Annotated in this window: 18 protein-coding genes and 1 pseudogene; 11 read left to right on the forward strand and 8 right to left on the reverse strand. The window is 56.0% G+C overall.

Features of this window, described 5'->3' with window-relative positions; genetic code table 11:
• Positions 1-22: 22 nt before the first annotated feature.
• From ACW9IB_RS04445 to ACW9IB_RS04480, 8 genes are all read left to right on the forward strand, one after another.
• Positions 23-832, forward strand: a complete 810-nt coding sequence (locus ACW9IB_RS04445) for a hypothetical protein (protein ID WP_457412529.1) — start codon at positions 23-25, stop codon at positions 830-832.
• 37 nt (positions 833-869) lie between these two features.
• Positions 870-1013, forward strand: coding sequence for a hypothetical protein (locus tag ACW9IB_RS04450; protein ID WP_177434924.1), 144 nt, complete (start codon positions 870-872; stop codon positions 1011-1013).
• Positions 1014-1061: 48 nt separating this feature from the next.
• The gene (locus ACW9IB_RS04455; protein WP_457412531.1) at positions 1062-2282 is read left to right on the forward strand and encodes a hypothetical protein; all 1221 of its coding nucleotides are present in this window, start codon (positions 1062-1064) and stop codon (positions 2280-2282) included.
• A 284-nt stretch (positions 2283-2566) separates the two neighbouring features.
• Positions 2567-2851, forward strand: a complete 285-nt coding sequence (locus ACW9IB_RS04460) for a LasR-specific antiactivator QslA (protein WP_457412579.1) — start codon at positions 2567-2569, stop codon at positions 2849-2851.
• Positions 2852-3920: 1069 nt separating this feature from the next.
• Positions 3921-5327 (forward strand): YfjI family protein, encoded by a 1407-nt coding sequence (locus tag ACW9IB_RS04465; RefSeq protein WP_457412532.1) that lies wholly within the window; start codon positions 3921-3923, stop codon positions 5325-5327.
• Positions 5314-5658: a hypothetical protein gene (locus ACW9IB_RS04470; protein ID WP_457412534.1), complete on the forward strand. Its 345-nt coding sequence runs from the start codon at positions 5314-5316 to the stop codon at positions 5656-5658. Before ACW9IB_RS04465 ends, ACW9IB_RS04470 begins: the two co-directional genes overlap by 14 nt.
• A complete protein-coding gene (locus ACW9IB_RS04475) occupies positions 5642-6622 on the forward strand; it encodes an integrase domain-containing protein (protein ID WP_457412536.1) in 981 nt (326 codons plus the stop codon). The genes ACW9IB_RS04470 and ACW9IB_RS04475 overlap by 17 nt, the downstream gene beginning before the upstream one ends.
• Entirely contained in the window at positions 6619-6888 is a 270-nt protein-coding gene (locus ACW9IB_RS04480) for a hypothetical protein (RefSeq protein WP_457412538.1), read from the forward strand. Before ACW9IB_RS04475 ends, ACW9IB_RS04480 begins: the two co-directional genes overlap by 4 nt.
• A 166-nt stretch (positions 6889-7054) precedes the next feature.
• Here the strand turns inward: ACW9IB_RS04480 and ACW9IB_RS04485 are convergent, their stop codons facing one another.
• The 6 genes from ACW9IB_RS04485 to ACW9IB_RS04510 form a co-directional block, all read right to left on the reverse strand.
• Complete coding sequence (locus ACW9IB_RS04485) at positions 7055-8311, reverse strand: integrase domain-containing protein (protein ID WP_457412539.1); 1257 nt, start codon at positions 8309-8311, stop codon at positions 7055-7057.
• A 264-nt stretch (positions 8312-8575) separates the two neighbouring features.
• On the reverse strand, positions 8576-8818 hold the full coding sequence (locus ACW9IB_RS04490) for a hypothetical protein (protein WP_457412540.1): 243 nt from the start codon (positions 8816-8818) through the stop codon (positions 8576-8578).
• A 147-nt stretch (positions 8819-8965) separates the two neighbouring features.
• Complete coding sequence (locus tag ACW9IB_RS04495) at positions 8966-9949, reverse strand: IS5 family transposase (RefSeq protein WP_340612749.1); 984 nt, start codon at positions 9947-9949, stop codon at positions 8966-8968.
• 52 nt (positions 9950-10001) lie between these two features.
• Positions 10002-10403: a hypothetical protein gene (locus ACW9IB_RS04500; RefSeq protein ID WP_457412541.1), complete on the reverse strand. Its 402-nt coding sequence runs from the start codon at positions 10401-10403 to the stop codon at positions 10002-10004.
• Positions 10381-11574 carry an Arm DNA-binding domain-containing protein gene (locus ACW9IB_RS04505; protein ID WP_071984708.1) on the reverse strand — a complete coding sequence of 398 codons (1194 nt, stop codon included), beginning with the start codon at positions 11572-11574 and terminating at the stop codon, positions 10381-10383. The genes ACW9IB_RS04500 and ACW9IB_RS04505 overlap by 23 nt, the downstream gene beginning before the upstream one ends.
• A 440-nt stretch (positions 11575-12014) precedes the next feature.
• Complete coding sequence (locus tag ACW9IB_RS04510) at positions 12015-12380, reverse strand: hypothetical protein (RefSeq protein ID WP_071984707.1); 366 nt, start codon at positions 12378-12380, stop codon at positions 12015-12017.
• A gap of 141 nt (positions 12381-12521) precedes the next feature.
• Here ACW9IB_RS04510 and ACW9IB_RS04515 point away from each other — a divergent pair, with 141 nt between their 5' ends.
• Complete coding sequence (locus tag ACW9IB_RS04515) at positions 12522-13358, forward strand: hypothetical protein (RefSeq protein ID WP_071984706.1); 837 nt, start codon at positions 12522-12524, stop codon at positions 13356-13358.
• Between the two features lie 168 nt (positions 13359-13526).
• Positions 13527-14144 carry a recombinase family protein gene (locus tag ACW9IB_RS04520; RefSeq protein ID WP_071984705.1) on the forward strand — a complete coding sequence of 206 codons (618 nt, stop codon included), beginning with the start codon at positions 13527-13529 and terminating at the stop codon, positions 14142-14144.
• Here the strand turns inward: ACW9IB_RS04520 and ACW9IB_RS04525 are convergent.
• Both ACW9IB_RS04525 and hhe read right to left on the reverse strand, forming a co-directional pair.
• On the reverse strand, positions 14122-14541 hold the full coding sequence (locus tag ACW9IB_RS04525; RefSeq protein ID WP_457412542.1) for a hypothetical protein: 420 nt from the start codon (positions 14539-14541) through the stop codon (positions 14122-14124). The two genes, ACW9IB_RS04520 and ACW9IB_RS04525, sit on opposite strands and share 23 nt — an antisense overlap.
• 76 nt (positions 14542-14617) lie before the next feature.
• The gene (gene hhe / locus ACW9IB_RS04530) at positions 14618-20347 is read right to left on the reverse strand and encodes a DUF4011 domain-containing anti-phage protein Hhe (RefSeq protein WP_081366131.1); all 5730 of its coding nucleotides are present in this window, start codon (positions 20345-20347) and stop codon (positions 14618-14620) included.
• A gap of 566 nt (positions 20348-20913) precedes the next feature.
• On the opposite strand from hhe, the pseudogene ACW9IB_RS04535 reads away from it, so the two are divergent.
• Positions 20914-21078 (forward strand): annotated as a pseudogene (locus ACW9IB_RS04535) (patatin-like phospholipase family protein); the annotation flags it as partial.
• Between the last annotated feature and the right edge of the window lie 131 nt (positions 21079-21209).

The raw sequence follows: 21209 nt of genomic DNA on the forward strand, positions 1-21209 counted from the left end.
CAAATTCAGAAGGAGTTCTAGCATGGCACTGATTCACGATGCGGACCTCGCAGATGTGCTGATGAGCTCAAGCGCAGATGATGTCAGGCTACTTATTGACGTCATCACCGACAACGGCAAGGGGCGGGTCTCTCTGTCCTCAACAGTGTGCGGACAATTGGTTGCAGGCAAGGAAGGCGAAGTCAATGAATTCATGCGCGCCTTGGTGGCAGAAGAGCTGACACGCTTTGGCGGTAACTCGTTGATGAACCTTTTCCGCGGGGGCAGCGGTGTCCCCTACAAAGAAATGCTCAGCGACGTTGCAAATCATGTTGGCGTAGCCAAGATCAGCACCGCCAGTTGCGGCGATTTAGAGATGGCAATCATCGTGAAAGTAATTGAGCAATCGCTCAGCCGTATGAGCGAGGAAGACAAAGCTACCTTCTTCGAGTCAGTAGGACCCGGATACCGCGCCGGGATGGGTCCGAGCGCTCTCGCCACGCTCATCGCCAGCCTGAGTGCCTCCGGGCTCACGGCTTACTCCCTCTCTGCCATGGTAGCGAGCGCAACAATGAGCAGCCTTGTGGGGCGGGGCGTGGTCTTCGCCGGTGGTGCGACTCTGGGCAGAGGTTTGGCAGTTCTCACAGGCCCCGTCGGTTGGGCGATCACCGGGATCTGGACTGCCTTCGACCTCGCCAGCCCGGCCTACCGGGTAACCGTCCCCTGTGTAATTCAGATCGGTCACATGCGCCAGAAGATGTTGCTTAAGCCGACCTGTTCAGAATGCCACTTTCCACTCACGGCAGACGCTAAGTTCTGTGGCAATTGCGGTGCACGGGTGACAAGCCGGTAAAAGCGCTTTCGCTCAATCGCAACTGGAGTATTCGTTGATGAATCCTACGATTTCACCACTTGAGTTTTTACTGACCAATGCAATCTGTTTCGCCGCCGGCGCTGCAATGGTTGTCGCGCTGCAACTAGGAGGCAAGGCCGTTTACCGGGCAGGGCAGCGCAAGACGCCCCCCGCTTTCTGATCTCAATCAGAAGTGCATCAGGCGAAACAATCAATTAAGGGATGAGTTATGTACACCAACAAGCATGCTACCCGTCTGGCGCAGCAAACACTTCAAGCTGTGCAGATGATCGACGACATCAGTCGGTGGAAGTCCGACCTGGAGTGGTTCAGCACGTTCGATATTGAAGACGCTAATACCAAACTGGGGCATGCCAAACGTGCAGTGCAGATGGTCGCCAATCGCCTGGCTGAACACAAGCATAAGATTATGTCATCTCAGCAGCGCTTGGACGAGTTAAAGGAGATCGCGGGGGGCTTTTTCTCCAGTTTCTGGCGGTCGGCTGAACAAACCGTTGCCCATCGACAATGTACTGAGCTTGAGTCCCTTCTTAAATCTCTCCGCCAATCTGCGGCCGATGACCAAGTCATGCTGGATGCCTACGAAAAGGATGTATGCAAGCTAACCGAGTCGCTTCTTCGCCATCGTGGCCTGAATCCGCTTGAAGCCCAGGCGACCATGGCGAGCAAGAGTCAGGAGTTGGCGCGATTGCAAGACGAGATCGAAGAAACCCGCCGTGCAAGTGAGCATTGGGAGTCGATGGCCGGCGAGGTGCTGCGCAAATGGAAATGTGCACTCAGTGAGTTGGCCAAAATAGAGCGTGACATTGCTCAAGCTGAAGGCTTTGAAAGAGAGTTGAGTAGTGCAATGACCTCTCGCGAAAAAGCGATGATCCACCAGCGTTGCGAGGCTTGTTTTCAAAATGGTAGACCAGGTGCCGTCCTTAGTAGACTGAACGGCGAACAACGCAAGTTGCAACGTGACGCCGATAAACTACAGTCCCGTCTGAAAGACATCATTCGGCTGCTGGATAAGCAAATTAGGACGCTGATAATCGATGGCAATAACCTTTGCTACGAACCTATGGAGCAAGGTAAGGGGCGTTTCATTGGTCTGGCCGCATTGAAGGCACTGGTGCCGCACCTTTCTAAAAGCTACAACGTGACGTTGATGTTCGATCCAGGCATCCGCCAGCGTCTATCGCTGGATGACTTCGCGCTGAAGGAAATGTTTCCCGAGGCTAACGTCATCGTGATGCCCCCGGAAATTAAAGCCGATGAAGGATTGCTTGCTGCTGCCGAGTTCGACACGGGCGCCTATGTAATCAGCAATGATCATTTTGCGGATTACCCCGAGCAGCCGGCAGTTCAAGAGAACCGGATTTTAAAGCATATCGTTCACCCAAGGTCGGTGCAGATCCACCAGTTGCAGTTGAATATTCCGTACTGAGCCTGGCACACGTACCGAAATATGTGGCTGAGACATATCGTAATACTGCAGCAATTTCGAAATTTATTTAAGTTGTAGGCAGCGCGACTATTGGTGGTGCAGGACTCTTTGGCACAACCGTTCGCGCCTTTCGATTTCAGTAAGATTCGTCAAAGAATTGATACAAACCTCCAAAAATCGATAACAGCTCCGACTCAGCTCAGTGGGAATCAGCTAGTTCAAAGCAATCAGTACACGGCTGTGGCAGAGAGACTACCTGCGTCCGTTTTATGAGTTGGGGACTAATGGTATGCGGCTTGTCTGTCCCCTCCGCTGAAGGTTCGCCCGCGATCCAACCCCCCTGGGGCGATGAGTTCGCTCCGACGATCAAGGATGGCGTTCGGTGTGCTGAGACCTGGCTCGAAGGCTCATCATTACCGTTGTGGGGGGCTCTGGCGCAGAACCGAAAACGTCATCGCCCTGGGGACTTTCAAGAAGCGTTCGAGGCCGGTTTTCTGCTGCGCTTGCAGCAGACGCTGCTTAATCTCCGTGAAGCTACTGCATCTCGACCAACCAGTTTCGATGCTTGAGGCTCTAATTGACGCTTGAGACTTTTCTTTTCCCGCCAAACCCTCCGATCAAGCGATCTTTGATCGCGCCGATCGGCGGGTTCACTCGCTTTTTCTCGAAGCCACCTAGTTCCATCCTCCCATTTCAAATTTGATTAGCGCCACGCCTTCTTTTACCCGCCAGTAAATGCCCACGATCTCGATCGAGTACACCGCAGTTTCAGCGTCAGAGTCGAGCTTGTCGTAGGGCTATGGCTAGAGAGGTGGCGACACCGGCGACAGCGGCGACAACCCATGCAGAACGTGACCTTGAGCGTGGCGACAGAAGTGGCGACAGTCGCCACTTTCTGAGCATATTGGCCGTGACGCTTGACCGCCTTTTCGAGTGGGTATAAAAAATGGGGCACGGATCGCTGTCGTTGACAGCACCAGCCCAGGTAGCCAGAACCTTCAAGGCTACGCCACTTTTTGGTGGTTCCCCCGAAGTGCGATTAGCGTCCGGAGGCTCGCACGGTCACTCCCCAAGAGTGATGGATGCCTACTCGACTGATCTGTCCACCGCGGCAGACGATAGGCCTACCTCGCTGCACTGCGGCAACCTCACCTCTCGGCACACTTTGCTGCGCCAATCCGCGCCCGTCTCTTTCTCCTGGAAAGAGACGGGCGCTCCTACTACTGCTGCAAGCCACATCGTACAAGGCACTGCCGCAACTCTCCTCGTGACAATCGGCCTGACAAATCCGATTCGTCACCATCCGCAACGACACAGGCACCGGTGCTGCAGCCTATGGAAAGGCTGCACCTGACTGACAGTCAGGCATGCCCCAGGTGTCCATGTCTTTGCCTTCTCCCACCCAGGATCTCCAGGTGTCGAACTCGTCAGTCGGCACAGCCTCTACCTGCCCGCATTTTCGGATGCGTCTAAGGAGGCCAGATTCATGGGTTCATGCCCTTGCTCCCGGTCGTAAGGAGCCGTCCGTTCCGCGTCAGTGAACACCTCACAGGCCGCAGGGGCCTTGATCCCTGATAACACTCAACAACCGTGGCGGGACTACGTGAGGACAACCAGCAATGAACGAGGAGAGGGCCCATGCAGCAAGTAGATCCGAAGCTTGAACTACCACGACCGCCTCGACCGCTGATTGAGTCGAATCCCGTGGCCCAGCCTTATCCAGTCCAGGCACTGGGTGGGATTCTTGGGCCTGCGGTGGAGCGAATGGCCGAGGTCATCGGCGTGCCCCAGGCGCTGGCCGCGCAATCGGTGTTGGCTGCCACGGCGCTGGCCACCCAAGGACATGCGGGCTTACAGCTCGACGGGAGAAACTATCCCCTGTCGCTGTACCTGATCACAATGGCCGCATCCGGTGATCGCAAGACCGCGGCAGATCGATGTGCATTGCTGCCTGCACGGCAATGGGAGCGTGAGCAGTGGCAGCGCTACCGCGAACAACTTGCTCGGTACCTCGCAGCGCAGCGACAGGCGCAACGTGCCAACCCTGTCGATCCCGCCCCCACAAACGGCGTACCGCTCGAAGCGGAGCCCTCTGCACCTAGGTTGATCACCACGGACCCGACGATCGAAGCGCTGATCAAGGGGCTCTGCCATGACCTGCCCAGCATGGGACTGTTCTGCGATGAAGGGGGACAGTTCCTCGGCAGCAGCACCATGAGTCGGGATCACCGTTTGAAAGCGGTCACGACCTTGTCGTCACTCTGGGACGGTAGCCCGATTGATCGAGCGCGCTCCATGGCAGGCGAAAGCCTACGGGCTTATGACCGGCGCTTGAGCCTGCACCTGATGCTGCAACCGTATTTGGCCATGCAGTTACTCAGTGACCCGTTGCTGCAGGGGCAAGGTATTCTCGGTCGCTGCCTGATGACCTGGCCTACCAGCCTGGCCGGACAGCGCAGTTACCAGGCCGTCGACTTGTCCAAAGACGCCGCCCTAAAACGCTATCACCACCGTCTTTCGGCCCTGTTTCGTCAGCCGTGGTCACTTAGCCCTGACGGTGCTCTACAGCTATCACTACTGAACCTCAGTCCGTTGGCTCGTCGTCGCTGGATTGATTTACACGATGCCATCGAATCCCAGTTGGGTGAGTTTGGCGAGCTGGCCAGCGTACGGCCCAGCGGATCGAAGGCTGCCGAAAACCTGCTGCGTGTCGCTGGCATTTTGGCCGTGGTGGAGGAGAGCAGTGTCGTGGAGGTCGACCACATCCAACGGGCCTCGACCTTAATTGGCTATTACCTTGCCGAGATCCAACGCCTGACCGAACAGGAACCGGTGTGCCGGGTAAAGGAAGAGGCGGACCGGTTGCTGCGCTGGCTGCAGGTCAAAGATTGGAAGCGCTTTAGTATTCGAGACCTGAACCGCAACGGGCCCCGCTTTGCTCGTAAGAGCAGTCGCCATGCCGCCAAGCTGCTGGTCGAGTTGATTGATCATCAGTGGTTGATCACCGATGGCCAAACCTTCGAGGTGCGTCATGTTCAATCTTGATGAAGCGCTGCGTAACCATCTGGCTCAGCGCCAAAATGAACCAAAAGTGCGGTTTGTCGCCGCGAGTGTCGCCACTTTGTCGCCACGCTCAAAGGCAGACAAGGCAAGGGTTGTCGCCGCTGTCGCCACCCTCCGTAAAACTATCACCTCGACGACAGTCATCATTCAGTGGTTGAAAGAGGAAGGCGCGCATCTCTACGTCGTCGACAACACGCTGTGTTTTCGCCCTACTGATTGGGCCCAGTTCGCCATCGTGAGCGCACACTGGCGAGCCCTTCTACATGAGCTCGCTGCAGTCGATCAGGTACAGAAAAATGGCTCGCGTCGGTAAGCGAGTGGGGCGCAATTTCGGCTTTGGTCGCCAGCTCAGCTATGCCGGACCGCAAGCCTTGAAAGATCTGTTTGGCGACGGCCATTTTGCTACCGTCAAAGCCCATAGCGATCGCTGGCAGGCCTTCTTGAATTGGAGTCTATCCGAGGAAGGGCCGAGGCTGAATGACGCGCGACAGATCGACCGTGACATCCTCATGCGGTACGCCACTTATGTGCGTGAGCAGGTTGATCAGGGCAACGTCGGCATTGCCACCGCACAGAACCGACTGTCCAGCGTGAACCGAACGATGGCTGCGCTGCGCGGTGATCAGTACGTCAAAATTCCCAGTCCGAGCAAGGCGCTGGGCTTGCAGCGCTCAAGCGTGCGTAGTGAGGCCCCACAAGGCCAAGACCGTGTGCAGGTCAGGCTGATTGCGCAAGCGCTGTCAGAGCGACAGCAACCGAGGGTGAGTGCCATCGTGCTCCTCGCCCGGGAGACCGGCATGCGCTTGCGTGAGGCGATCTTGGCGGACCTGCCCCGACTGCAACGTGAGGCCAGGCAACTGGGCAAGATCAACATCCAGGACGGCACCAAAGGCGGTCGATCAGGCGCTTCAGCACCGCGTTGGATCGTGGTCACTGATCAAATCCATGGCGCCTTGGATAGGGCCTGGGAGGCTTCACCCAGTGGCAGTCGGAACCTGTTGGCCCCCAGCGAGAGCTACAAAAAGTTTATGCAGTCAGTTGTGCGACCGGCACGGGACATCTTGCATGAGCATGGATTGAAAGGCTTTCATGAGCTGCGGGCGGCTTACGCCTGTGAGCGCTATGAGCAACTGACTGGCTTGAATACACCCGTCAATGGCGGTCGTGTTCATCGAGAAGATCGAGAGCTTGATCAGCGTGCACGACAGCAGATCAGCCACGAATTGGGACATAACCGCATCGATGTGGTGAGTGCCTACATCGGAGGTCGGCGATGATGGCCGAGTTCGACATAGCGTTGTTTCTGCGCCCCGTGCTCAAAGGTGCACATGCCACGCAGCAGCGGCACATCAGGCAAGCAGAAAGGATGCACGAGGTGATTCGTGAGCGCTGGGGTTGCGCGACTCCCTGGTCCTGGAGAGAAAAGCACGTGAGATGGTTTCTGGAGCACTACCTGCGATGCTCAGCTCCAGCTACCGTCTACTACTACGACTTAACAGCAGGGTTGATCCGCCGAAGAAAGGCAAAAGTCGTGTTTGCCTGATAGACCTTTAAGCGTGAGTCCCTGAGTATGGGAATGCGGAGCCTTCCCATACTCAGGGACTTGGCTGAAGAGGCGCAGGCATACCAAAGATCTAGCGACTGTCGTCACTCCTTTCGCCCTGCTACACGACACTGATGGTAGCCGGTGTCGCGTACCTTTTAGATGTTCAGCGAATTGGTACGACATTGCGGTCCCTGGTTTGATTGATGGCAGATGCCGACAGGCTGCCGGTGGCCGCCTTCTGGATATGTTCACTCCACCAAGCCATCATCGGACGCCGGCGTTCGATGTAATCCGTCCGGTTGTAGGCACTACGAACTTCGTCTTTGTCGACATGCGCCAGCGCGACCTCGATCAGCTCCGGATCCCAGCCATGCTCATTCAGGATGGTACTCGCCATCGAGCGCAAGCCGTGGCTGACTAGACGGTCCTGAAAGCCCATGCGCTTCAACGCCATGTTGGCGGTCTGGCTATTGGCATGGGTGCGGGGGTTTCTATCTGAGGGGAACACGTACTCTCTGTTGCCGCTGAGTTGCTTGAGGGTCTCCAGTAACGAAAGTGCCTGATCGGTAAGGGGGATCGTGTGCGGCCGACGCTTTTTCATGCGCTCTGGCGGAATGGTCCAAATGCGCTTGTCGAAGTCGATATCTGCCCATCGTGTGGTGGCTGCTTCGGCAGGGCGGGTCATTGTGTGCAACTGCCATTCGATCAGGCAGCGGGTCGTTCGCTTGATGCTGGCGTTCGCGATTTCCATCATGAGCTCGGGAAGCTCCTCAGGTGGTAGCGCAGCCATGTTCTCTTTCTTGGGTTTCTTGAACACCGCCCGAATACCACTGAGGGGGTTCGCAAATATCAGCCCGGAGTTGACCCCGTAGGTCATGATCTCGTTAAGTCGTTGACTCAATCGCTTCACGGTTTCGAGGCTCCCTTTGGCCTCGATTGGGCGAAGGATCTTGATAACCATCGGAGCAGTGATTTGAGAAAGCGGCGTTGTTTTCATGCTTGGGAAAACATGGAGTGTCAGCGATCTCCAAATGTCTTCGGCGTAGGCTTTGGTTACGGAGTCTTTCTTCAGCTCGAACCAGGCGGTGGCCACTTTCTCGAAAGTGTGTTCAGTCTCAGCAAGTTTGGCTTGCCTTACCTCATCACGCTGGGTTTTGGGATCAGTGCCCAAAGCGAGCAGCTCACGCGCCTCTGCGGCTTTCTTCCGGGCGTTGGCAAGCGAGAGGTCGGGGTATGGACCAAGCGCCATATTGATACGGCTTCTGGTCAGGGGCTCGCGGTAGTTGAAATTCCACATCATTGAGCCGCTCGCGCGTACTCGAAGCTGTAAGCCATCGCCGTCGCTGAGGACGAAGTCTTTACCAGTTGCCTTGACTGCCTTGAGCTGGCGATCGGAGAGGCGGGTTGCGTTAGTAGGCATGGGGCTACCTCCAGCACCGTTTTGGTATCCTGAAAATAGCATTAGGCAGTCCGGGATACCACCTGGGATACCAAAGCGGCTGGAACTCAGGAACTCTCAAAAGCTCCCATAAGCGCAGAAGCCCCTGTATTTACTGGATTTCAGCCACAAAAAAAGACGTCCGTGGACGTCTTTAGTTGATCAAATGGTGGAGCCGGGGGGATTTGAACCCGCGTCTAACCCTTGATTATCGCGGGCTGCAGCGTCAAGGCTGCCATAATGCTGTCATTGTACAGGAGGTAACACGCTCATGGACGCCCAGGCTCGCAGCTGGACCTCGGGAAAGCTCTTGGTGATGCCTTTAAAAATTTGCTTGTAGACTGCGGAGTCCTCGCGCCCGAGAATGCCTGCAGCGTACAGATTTCTATAGGTTTCGCCTCCAGCTTTCTTGTGTTTTTCAAAAAAACGCAGGGTCGTCACATCTGCATATATCTCCGCCTTGACTAGACTTACTGTCATATTTGACATGTTGAAATTCTTCTGTAGGTATAAGTCCTTAGGGAAACTCCGAACAAGTTGCCATCAGCCGAAAATTGACGGCATGAGGATGCCGAAAAGCCTGATTTTCAGCCGCTGATTATTGGAAAACCAAGGCAAAGCCTTGGTTATCTGCCCTCACGGGCGCACCTCTCCCGCGGCCGGCAATAATTGCCGGCGCACCATCCACAGATTCGACAGGGCAAACAGCGTGGTCAGTTGCGCCGTGTTCTTGGCCAAGCCACGGAAACGGGTTTTCACATAGCCGAATTGGCGCTTGATCACACGGAATGGATGTTCGACTTTCGCTCGCACCTGCGCTTTGACCTTCTCGATCTTGCGTCTGGCCTTGTAGAGCACGCTTCGTTTGCTCAAGTGTTTATAGATGCTCCGACGAGCCGCAATCTGCCAGATCACCGGCCGCCCTTCATGCTCCGGTCGCTTCTCTACGCCGGTATAACCCGCATCGGCACAGATAACATTTTCGTCGCCATGCAGCAGGTGAGCGACCTCCGTTACATCAGCCACATTCGCCGCTGTGCCGTGGATGTGGTGCACCAGACCCGACTCGGCATCTGCACCTATATGCGCCTTCATGCCGAAGAAATACTGATTACCCTTCTTCGTTTGATGCATTTCAGGATCGCGCTTGCCGTCATTGTTCTTGGTCGAACTGGGGGCGTGGATGATGGTGGCGTCGACGATGGTGCCCTGGCGCAACGATAGGCCCTTGTCTCGCAGGTAATTGTTGATGGTTTCCAGAATGCCCGCCGCCAACTGATGCTTCTCCAGCAGGTGCCGGAAATTCATGATCGTCGTGTCTTCGGGGATCGGAGCGCTGAGCGTCAGACGAGCAAACTGGCGCATCGAAGTGATCTCGTACAGCGCCTCTTCCATGGCGGGGTCGCTCAACGAGAACCAGTTCTGCAGCAGATGAACACGCAGCATGGTTTCCAGTGGGTACGGCTTGCGACCACCGCCGGCCTTTGGGTAATGCGGCTCGATCAACGCCACCAAACCGCTCCACGGCACCACCTGCTCCATCTCGGCCAGGAAACGCTCGCGACGGGTTTGCTTGCGCTTACCGGCGTACTCGAAATCGGAAAAGCTCATCTGACTCATGGGATGGCGGGCTTAAAGAGGACAGTTGGACGGAGGGCTATTTCAGCACAGGTCAGACGGTCTGTGCTGACTTGATCGGAGAATTCTTAGCGTGCATTAATTCGTGATGAAGCAGAACTGTTTGTAGAGCCCAGTAGATATTCGGAGCTTCAATCTCTGTAATTCCAGCAGGTGCTTGATCAAGAAATATGGCGGTTCCTACGATGTCGTTCTTGACGTAATTCGTAGCGAATCCTCCAGCGTTGGCCATGGTATATCCGACTTCGCTTAAGGAGGGTATTGAAGGGTCTTTGAAACGAAGAATAGAATCAAACTCAATTCCCTCTTCCCTCAGGCTCTCTTCGGGCGGCTTCGAAAAAGAGGTGGATTCGATAAAGCTGACCTGTGTGTTCAACTCTGGATATATGTTGGCGACCGCATAGAAAAGCTCCTTAGTTTCCAGGCATTGTTCCAACGTTCTTACCCCTTTTTTTCGTTTGAGCTGATGACCAAAATTTCTCTGCTTTGAATCCCGCTTCAATGTCTGCTGATGGCATCCATCTACCATAGACGCGGGCTATCATGGTCCAGTCAGTATGCCCCATTTGCTTGGCTACCCACATCGGGTGCTCTCCTGCAGAAAGCATCATCGATGCATAGGTGTGCCTGGTCTGGTAGGGGCGCCGATACCGGACCCCGGCCTTCTTCATTGCGGGGTGCCACATAGTTTTGCGTATCGGCTGATCGCCGGCCCAGCGCTCAAGGGTGCGCGGGTTCTGAAAAACCTCTTTGTCAGCCAGAAAGGTATGCTCTTTCTGCGCCTTGAGCGCTTCCATGGCGGGGCGCAACAGCTTCACTGAACGCCGGCCTGCCGCCGTCTTGGTCACCTCGGCCTCTCCGCCTGCGGCTTGGGTCATTGCGCGGCTGATCATCACCTCACCCCGCACCCAGTCCACATCACCCCAGTCCAGCGCAACCAGCTCGCTTGTCCGAAGACCAGTCCAGAGCGCGAACTGCACCATGTTTCTGGCCTGGCCGCTAAGGGCAGCCAGAATTGCCTGCTGCTCTTCTGGTGTGAACGGGTCCACGTCGTCCTCCTTCGGCGGAGCCTCCTTCCGGGCGTATGTCCAGCCGGCCAGCGGGTTCGTATCGAGCAGTTCCTCGTCGACCGCGTCGTTGAGAGCCGACCGCAGGCAGCTCTGGATATTGCTCAGCGTTTTGTTGCCCACCTGCAGCGTGTCCAACCAGTCCTTGATCGTCTTCCTCTTAAGGTCTATGACCAGGTGGTGGCCAATGGTGGGGAGGAGGCGGAGCTCGACGATTTTTCGATACCCCTCGAAGGTGCTGCTGGAGATATGTTTCTTCTTCGCCTGCAGCCACTTGGTCAGGTATCCACCGGCCGTTTCCTGGCTGGTTTCCGGCGCGAACTTGGCGGCCCGGGGAGAGCCAGGGAACGTGACGGAATAGTCGAACGTCCCCTGGGCGATGGCATGCTCGATCGCCGCCTTGTGCTGCTGGGCCTTCTTCAGATTAGTGGCGGAGGGCTTGAGCGCAACGCGCTCGCGGCACCTAACACCCCGGAACATGAACGTGATCTCGATGCTCGAGTCTGAGACTGCCCTGACCCCACTCCCGCCTCTACCCATGTTTCATATCCTTCCATATCGATAAGCGTCCGGCCGTCCGGCGCTTTCAACCAAATCTCACCAAGCCGCCATACACCATCACGGATCTTGGAGCGGATCGCGTCCTCGCTGTAGCCAGACTCGGCAGCAAATTTCCTGACGGTTACGTAGCGCATGGGTCGTCAGTCCTGGTTATTCAGGGGTAGCGAGTGCGCAGCGGCCACGTATCGATTTGTCGTTCTCGGCTTGCTCGCGTAAGCAGCGTCTAACGGTACTGTTGCTCATATCCGACTCCCTTTAACTACTCGGATACAGCCTACGGACGGCTTCCAGGCTTGTGTTTCGCTTTCAGACAACAAAATCGACGGAAATTAGAAGTCTGAAAATCCCCCAACCAGGGGCATGCACAAGCCGCATGACGCAACCAGATTTTTGGCTGCTCTCAAAGCCCAAGGCCAAAGTCACGTCGGATGCAGCTTTTTCTGCTCAAATGCGATGCGGTTCATAACGCAAACTGGAATTGCGAACCCTTGGATATTGGTTTTGAGAGTTTCGTGGCCTTCTTCGACGATTCCGCAGGGCACTCCCCGCCGGAAGCGCATTCCCCTGCCGATGTAATTGCGAAGGATGATTTCCCAAGACTCATCGTCGTAGTAGGCGCCAGTGATATCAGCCCAGTCGGCCGTAACACCGCATCCAACAATTCCTTCAGATGTCAGGCAGAAAATTTCTACTTGGTTTTCCTTTGTAACAGGTACGGCGTAAATCCGGCCGTTGGGTGCTATGGGAGGAAACGTCTGCCCGTTACCGAGGTGACGAAATTCCATGGTGGATCTCCGGTGCATTGAGTTGCATAGCACCCTATGCCAGTTCATGGAAAACCCAAGCCGGCACAAATCGAGTACAGATGCAGTTGGGTTTCCAGAGGGCCTTCATAAGCTGTGGCAATCAAAACAGGGAGTGGCGCCATGGGTAACAAATCAACCACGATCCGAATCGGCTTGCTGGCCGCGACGGTAGCTCTTCTGGTTGGGTGTTCTGGCACCCGGGGGACTAGCACTGCGCAGCTTCCTGAGCCGAGAGATGTACCGAGGGAAAAATGGTCGGATGCTATGCATGTTCTGACCGCCATGGGGATTTCAGGGCAGCGTGACGTTCCAATCGAGTTGGCAGGGGCAGTTGAAAGGGCGAGCCCACCCAGCGGCTCTGGAACAGTGCTCGGGGATGCTGGATTAAGCGCGGTTAGCTTCGCTTCGCCACCTACAAGCTTGAGTGGTGGCGCAGCAGCGGGAATTGGCTTGGGCTTGATGCTGTCGGGTGGGTCGAGCGATCCGGTGCGTGCAACTCAGGTTGTAGCGTGGGTACCTGCTGACCAGGCAAGCTCGCCGGAGGCTGCGTCTTCTCTCGCATTGCGTAAGGTCGAAGATGCTCGCAAGAGAGTTCTTGCCAATGGCCTATCGAAGTTGCGAATGCAGACCGGTAAATATCCTGATGGTCATCACCTCAGCTATGCATCCCTGGCAGATAGCTATGCGGAGCGGTCGATTGCATACAGGGAAGAGATTGCTAAATCGCCGAGCTTTCTGAGATCGCCACTCAGCTACGGGCCGATATTCATACGTGACAACCAGTTCACGCTAGATGCCTACAAGAACGACATGACAACGTCGGAGGCCATGCTGCTTGCATCGCAGCATCTGCCTGAGTGGATCTACATCTACCACCCTGGCCAGCGGCTGAGGAAAAACTCGATCCCTGCGGCAATCTTCAATCAGGGCAGAGTGTTCTACTTCGTAGGGAAATAATTCTGCTGGGATGTATCGCTGTAGGTTTTCGCAAATCTGCGGCGATCTTTTTGGGTATGCCTCAGCTGATACACGCACATTCGCATTTATTTTGGCTTTTCGCTTGATAAGTAACACCCATAGTACAAGAGAATTAGTAGGACACCCTAACTGATACAGGGACCCATCATGTTCATTCGCGCATACCTCCGAGCATCCACCGAAGAACAAGACGCCAGCCGCGCCCAGGCCTCGCTTGAGCAGTTCGCCAGCGCCCATAACAAGGTCGTCGCGAGCGTGTATCTGGAGAATGCCAGCGGCGCCTCCGCAGACCGGCCCGAGCTGCTGCGTTTGCTCAAAGATGCGCGCAAGGGTGACGTGCTGCTGGTGGAGTCGATAGACCGGCTCTCCCGCTTGCCGGTAGAGGACTGGCAGAAGCTCAAGGCCACGATTGATTCCAAGGGCCTGCGCATCGTCGCGCTCGATCTGCCGACCAGTCACCAGGGAATGCAGGACACGAAGGGCGACGAGTTCACCGGGCGGATGCTGGGCGCTATCAACTCGATGCTGGTGGAAATGATGGCCGCCATTGCGCGCAAGGATTACGAGCAACGCCGCGAGCGCCAGGCCCAGGGTATCGAGAAGGCCAAAGCTGCCGGTAAGTATCAGGGCCGGCCGGTCGATGAAGATCTGCACAAGCGCGTTACGGAACTGCTCGGTGCCGGCCTTGGCATCCGCGCAACAGCCAGGCACGCCAACTGCTCAACCACCACAGTCCTCAGGATCAGGGACTTGGCCAACGCCTGAAAGCACTTTTCCAGGAGCCGGCACGCTTCAGCTCGCCGAGGTCTTCAGCCATGGCCTTGGCGTAGACGTAGACGTAAGCGGCAAAGGTGCGCGCGCCTTTTCCAATATGGTAGCCGGCCAGCGTAATACCTGCCTGCATGATTTTCGGGTCGATGCCCCTGTTTAGCTGAGTCAGCTTGGCCGTCAGAATGGTGCGCGCCTTCTCGGCTGCATCCTCGGTGAAAATCGTGTTCTCGGTGACGGCTGATTTCGCAGGAGCTTCGGTCTTGGCTATTTCTGCGTCAAAAGCGGCTACGTGTGGTTGCGACATTGCACGCATTTGCATTCGTTCTGACCACCGATTGCATCGGATTTGACCAGCACGCTTCGTAGCCATGATCGGCAGAAAACGACGCATTGCTGCCTTTCACGGACGGCGGATATCGGCCGTTGGCGTGGATTATCCACGCCATGCAGAGGGTTGTGAAAATGTCTTATGCGTAGTCACCGATCAGGGTGAGTACGTCGTCGATGAAACGCCCCTCGGCAGGGTCGGTGCCCTCGCGCAGGTAGCCCGGCAGCCGCTGCTGAAACTCACTGCGGTCGGCCGGTTTGAACTCCAACAGGGCTTCGAGCATGGCGGGGCGCAGCAGGCGGCGATTGTCAGACGTGTTGGGAAGGGCTGCGCGGATGATCTGCTGATCCAGGTAGAGCAGTCTCTCGCGCAAGCTGGTATCTCCGTCTTGGGTGATACGTTCGGCGTGCTGGTTCTGCTCCTCGGCGACTTGCTGGATGATCTGTTCTTCGGCCTGTTCTGGCTCTGCCTCCATGGCCGGTTCGGTACGCAGTGCGGCGAGTTCCTGAAGGATAGGTTCGAGCTGTAGCCTGGTATTGCGGAACCAGTCCACCGACCAGATGCGGCGGATACGCCAGCCGAGCTGCTCCAGCACGCTCTGGCGCAGGCGGTCGCGGTCGCGGGCTGACTTGGCCGAGTGGTAGGCCGCACCATCGCACTCGATGCCCATCAAATAGCGGCCAGGCTGGCCAGGATCGCGAACGGCCAGATCGATGAAGAAGCCGGCGACACCGACCTGAGGCTCGCACTGATAACCGTGGCGTTCTAGTTCCTCGATAACAGCGACTTCGAAGTCGCTGTCTGAGGATCTGCCCGTTTCGCGGATATGGGGCATATGTCCCGATTCGGCGAATTGCAAGAAGTCGCGCAGGGCAAGCACGCCACGGCTTGATGTACCAGTCGCAACCACGTCGCTGGCGGTGAAAGAAGCGAACACTTGCATGCGCTTCTTGGAGCGGGTGAACAGCACGTTCAGGCGGCGCCAGCCATCTGCGCCGGTGATGGGGCCAAAGCGCTGCGGCACGGTACCGCCGATCTCCATTGGGCCATAGGTGGTGGAGATGTAGATAACGTCGCGTTCGTCACCCTGGACGTTCTCCAGGTTCTTGATGAACAGCGGCTCATCGATTTCTTTGTTACGGCTGAGGGCCTCCTGCAGCGTTGGATTCTGTTTGGCGAGCTGCTCTAGGGCGCGGTCAATTTGTTCGGCTTGTTTGACGTTCATGGCGACGACGCCGAGCGACTCTTCGGGGCGGTGTAGCAAATGGTGCTCGATGGCTTTGGCGATGATCTCTGCTTCTTCAATGTTGCGCTGTTCAACAAAACGCCCGCGAGCTACCCGCACAAACTTCACGCCGAATTCGTTCGATTCACGGTGAGGTGATGGGTAGACCACCAGGTTGCTGTCGTAGAAAGCTTTGTTGGAGAAGGCGATCAGGCTTTCATGACGCGAACGATAGTGCCAGCGCAGGCGGCGCAACTTGAACAGCGGCATGGCCGCTTCGAGGATACTTTCCGAATCCTGAGCCAGAGAGGTTTCGTCGCTGTATTCGTCGTCATTACCACCTTGACGGGAGAAGAAGCTGGTAGGAGGCAGCTGTTTGGGATCGCCGACGACGACCAGTTGGCTGCCTCGGGAGATGGCGCCTAGGGCTTCTTCCGGTCGCATCTGCGAAGCTTCGTCCATGACGATGATGTCGAAGTGCACCTTGCCGGCGGGCAGGTACTGAGCGACTGCCATGGGCGACATCATGAAACAGGGTTTCAGCCCTTGTAGTGCTTCAGGGGCGCGCAGCATTAACGAGCGAATGGATTCGTGTCGAGTTTTCTTGCCAGCCTCATGTTTCAGCAAGGCGAGCTGGGTGCGATCTTTGACTTTGCCAGAGTTGTTGCCTTCTGGAACCTTGTGCTGATCGATCTTAGCGGCCAACTGCTCACGTTGAAGTTTGGTGAGCTGATTGTCTATCTCGACAAAGCGAGCTCGGATGGCCTCTTGGTCCTTGCCGGAGAACTGCCCCAGCGCCGGATTGTTTTCGAGTATTTGTTTGGCCCAGAGATCCATAAGGCCCAGCAGGCAGGCATCTTTGGCCCTATCCGCCGTTAGTGTTTGGTTCTCGGCCGCGAAGATCACTGCTTCAAAGCCCAAATCAGCAAGTCGCTTGCGTAGGCGACGGTATTCCAGCCAGTGTTCAATCAGCTCCTCGTTCTGCGCTGCCCATTGCATGCGTTGATTGAGGCAGGTGAGGTCGTCCTGATCGACGTGCTTCCACCAATGATCCGGCTCTACTTCAGCCGCGTTAATGAAGCCGGTCAACGCCTGCTCCCAGGCCTGCAGCGCGGTAGCCAGCTGCTGGCTCAGGGCGTTCCAGTTGCCAACTAACTGCTCGGCCTGTTTGGTGGTACAGACTGAGAGCTGGGGTACTAGCAGGTGGCGTATCGACAGCGCCATGATCGGGCGGACGAACGATACGGTGTGGCGCCAGGCGATCAGACGGCCACGCGCTTCGGCCAGATTGTCGAAGCTAGGCAGCTCTTCTCCTTTAAGGCAGGCGAGCAGCTCGGCATTGTTGTGCAGAGCTGCGGCACGTTCCTGCCAGTTCTCAACGGCTTTCGCGAGCGCCAGTACGCGGCCGGTGGTCGGTGCCTGTTCGCTAATGAGCGGCAGAAGCGCATTGAGCGCGGCACCTATTTCCTTGATGAGTCGCATGTATAGGCCGTTGGGGGCCAGCAAGTCTTCTGATTTTAGCTGGTGACCATTCAAAGGCAGAGTGCTTTCAAGCTCACTGCGATGGGACATTACGTCCGAGAAGTATTCTTTTAGCTCGCTAGCTTCACCAAGCAGGCGCTCCAGCACCAGGGGGTTTTCTTTTAGAAGGTATTCAGCAACCCAGACGCAGCCTCCGAAGCCGCGCCCACACTTGTCCCGAAGCGCACGGTACCAGTTACGCAGGGCAATCAGATCAGCGGTTTTGGTTCCCACATCCTTGAAGTGCTCGCCGAGCACCTCGCGGTAGGTTGAGTCGGTCGCTAGGCGGTTATAGTTGCGTTTGTAGGCGATTCCGTCCGGCAGTATTTGAAGGGCTGACTTCAGCTTGATACCTGGCCGTACCATGGCAAGAACCTCTGCCTTGGCTGAGCGCCAGCTGCTCTTGAACCAGCGGAATAGCGAGCCGTCTGCAAGCACTCGCTGCAGGTCCTCCAGGCGAGTGTGATCCGGGAGTCGGTCAAGTATGAAGACGCTGGCGGACTGCTCTTCGAGCTGTTTGATATTGGTTAAAAGTTCGCTGAGCTCAGGTAAAACTCTGTCCAGCGAAGCATCTTCGAAGCGTTTGTGGCGCCACTCCGCCAAGGCGATGGGCATTTGCAGCATGAGTTCAAGCAACAGGCTCAATTGCTCGATGCCCTGCTTGTCTGTTCTGAGCGACTGAGTAGCTGGCGCTTTCGCGATGGTTTGTATCAGCAACTGAGCTTTGGGGGCTTCATCAATGAGCTCCTGGGCTTCTTGGATCAACTCTAGGAGGTCATCTAGTTTCAGATTGCTACTATCGTTGTGCTGCCGTATCTGCGCGCAGGATTTCTTAATCAATTCGAGGGCTTGAGGAGAGCCGATGACACTGGGGTGCAAGGCCTGGTTCAGGGCAATTTGCTGCTCCATCAACTGATCCATGCCTTCTAACCAGGCCTGGAGCGCCTCACAGCTAGAGGCATCGAGTCGGTTGATCAAGTCCCAGTCTTCGTCTCCTTTGGGCATTGGCATTGCCGATAATGCGCTTGCCAACTGCTGGATGGCCTTGGGGGAGAACGAGGCAGCATCAGCTGCTTTAAGGTCAGTCGAGGCCTTGGCTCGCACTGCGCTTAACTCATCAAGTGCGTCTATAGTGTTTTTCAGCTGGAGCAAGATATCGGATCGTTCTAGTCCGCTTATTTGCGTTTTGGTGCAGCCAAACCATGGATGAGTTTCAAGCTTGCCGCTCTGGCCGGCTTCCTGTGCAGTTTTGGTGTAGATGTGGGCAAAATAACCCGCTTGCTCATGAACCTGACTCTTATCCAGGCTGACAGCGTTGGAGGGATGGAAGTCAGCAGGTCGGATGGTCAAGCTTTCACGTAAGCGCGTGGCTTGCATCAGGATCTGGTGAGCAGTTAGCCCAGTATTGGCATGGAGGCTATGCAGTTGCCGGACATGATCATTGAGCTGCTGCTTCAGTCGCTCGTAGTTGTTGATCAAATCGTTCAGCTGACCGGGCTCACGGTAGCTACCTCGATTACTTATGCGCTGCCCAATACTTGCAGCCACCGCACTCTTCTGGCTTTTGTGGCTGTGTATCTCCAGGCAGAACTCTCCCAGCCCAGCGCGCGTGAGTCTGTTCTTAACAACCTCCAATGCAGCACGTTTTTCAGCAACGAAGAGCACTTTTTTGCCCTGCGCCATCGCTGCGGAGATCATGTTGGTGATGGTCTGCGATTTACCTGTACCAGGCGGCCCTTCGATCACCAGGTCTTCGCCGCGCATCACATCGACCAATGCACTGTGCTGTGAGCTGTCTGCGTCATCGATCAGTGGATAGTTCCGGTGCACATCTTGGAGTTGGTCGATAGCGTGCTCGCTGCTGAATCCACTGGCAGTGGACTCGGGCCGTTCACTCTCTGCCAGGCCAATCAGCCGCTGAACCAGACTGCTCTGGAGTAACACTTGGTTTTTGCCAGGCTCAAGATCCAGATACATCATCAGCTTGCCGAACTCGAACAGGCCCAAGGAGGCAAAGCGGTGCAGTTTCCAGTCCGGCTTCACTTCGAGAACTGTGTCCCGTACTCGAGTGAAGTACTCCTCTGGCAGTAGGTCTTCGGTGATACGTGGCAGCGCAATGCCAAAATCTCGACGAAGTTTCTCCCTGAGCGAGAGGTTGGTGAGGATGTCTTCGCCGGTGTAAAGAACCTCGTAGTCGAAGGTCGCTGTTTTGGGGTTGAGCTTTCCTTTCTCCAAGCGGACGGGTAGCAGCATCAGTGGGGCAAGGCGTGCACTATTCTTCCCGACGATTGACTCATCCCATTCGAGGAATCCTAGTGCCAGGTAAAGGATGTTGGCGCCGGTTTCATCGAGCGATAGGCGCGACTGCGCATGCAGGGTCTGCAGTCGTGACTCCAGCTCAGTTGGGTAATACAGGGTTTGAATGGCATCGTCAGCGTATTTGTCGCTGGGCACTTCCGATCCTTTTGGCAGTTCGTAGCTGGTTTCCATGCCAAGAATCTGCGCCCAGGTCTCCGCAGTTGGCGGTTTCTTAAGCTCGCTGACACTGCCGGTTTGCTCGTCGTACTTGAGATAGCCCTGTTCGATTAACTGGCGCTCTGTCGGCTCGGGAACCGGCGCGAAACGCATTGTCTGGTCGGTCGTCAGCGTTTCAAAAAGATGGTCGGGGAGTTCGTCGATAATTCGCGCGAAGCGCTTGGAGCGAGCATGCGAGAAATTCAGAAGCCGGTTTCTCGCACTGAGGTCTAAAAGGCGGCTGCGCAGTTTTTCCAGGCTTTCCGGGCTGTCGCTGGCCGGCTCATCCAGATCCTCCCAGTTGGATTGCTCATAGATGGATGTCTGTTGGGCGCTAGGTTTCCAGTTGGTGTCGAAGCGGAACACTGAACCGCCCCGGCCGCTGCCTTTTTGCAGTTTGCCTCGTGCGATCAGTTCTTCCCTAATTAACCAATAGTCTTCGTCAGTAACCGCGAAGTCATGAAGTTCTGCTTTCTGTTCAAGCCGCTGCTTGAGGGTCTTGTTGCCTACTGCTGCTCCGTCTCCAGGTACCAGATCCAGTATCCAGTCCTGTACGAGCTTCCTTTCATTGACTGTCAAAGGCCGGCTGGCTGGAGATTGCACCGTCATGTAATTCATCCATCGGGAAACGTAGAGGCGGATGCAGGCCGAGCTTGCCGAGTCAGGACAGATGGGATGGCGGGGGCTTAAGAGGCGCCTAAGACGCTGCTTCACTTGCTGAAGCCGTCCCTGGTGTCATGCAACAAACTGTGACTGCGTTCACGTCACAGTAGCGGGTGGGCTGGATGTGGTAAAGCGAGAAAGAGACTGCACGACCTGAAATGCCCCACTGACAAGTTAACTGGCCGCGACGACTCAGTAAGTCGGCCCTATTCTGGGGGGCATTTTGAATACCTGCTTCTGACCGATTCTGTTGAAAAAGTCCAGCTTGGTTCCCACGGCAGAAAAGTACACGCCTGAGATTGAAATCCTTGCTTTCAGCAGAGAGAGAGGCTTCCAGCCCCGGATTTCACATAGCAGCGCGCAAAAGAGGTGTTTTCCCCCATCAGTACGCGAGCATTTTGGGAAAACCGACTTTTTCAACAGAATCGGTCGATCTCTACCGGTCACGGCCACGAAGTGTGCTGGTAAGAGCGAATGCAAATGGGTGGGCAAGTCTGTGCAATTGCCTAACGGTCGCGCCGTTGTGTCCACTGGACGCTTCAGTGTTCGACTTCAGCCAGACCGATCAGCTGCTGCAACGCGCCTATCAATCGACCCAAATGTGGATTGAAGGAGGCGAGTTGATCCGCACCGGGGGCCCGGACTCGTTGCAGGCTTACACCCTTCATACTGGTTGATGGGTAATCTTCGCCCCGAAAGTCTTTGGAATAAAAAGTCCCGCCTGAGCATTGTCCGGCGGGGCTTTCTTTTGCCTACTGCTGCCACCCTGCTGTCACGACCAAACCGATCTATCAGGAAAAAGTCTTGA

Source organism: Pseudomonas sp. SDO524_S393 (genome assembly GCF_054071875.1).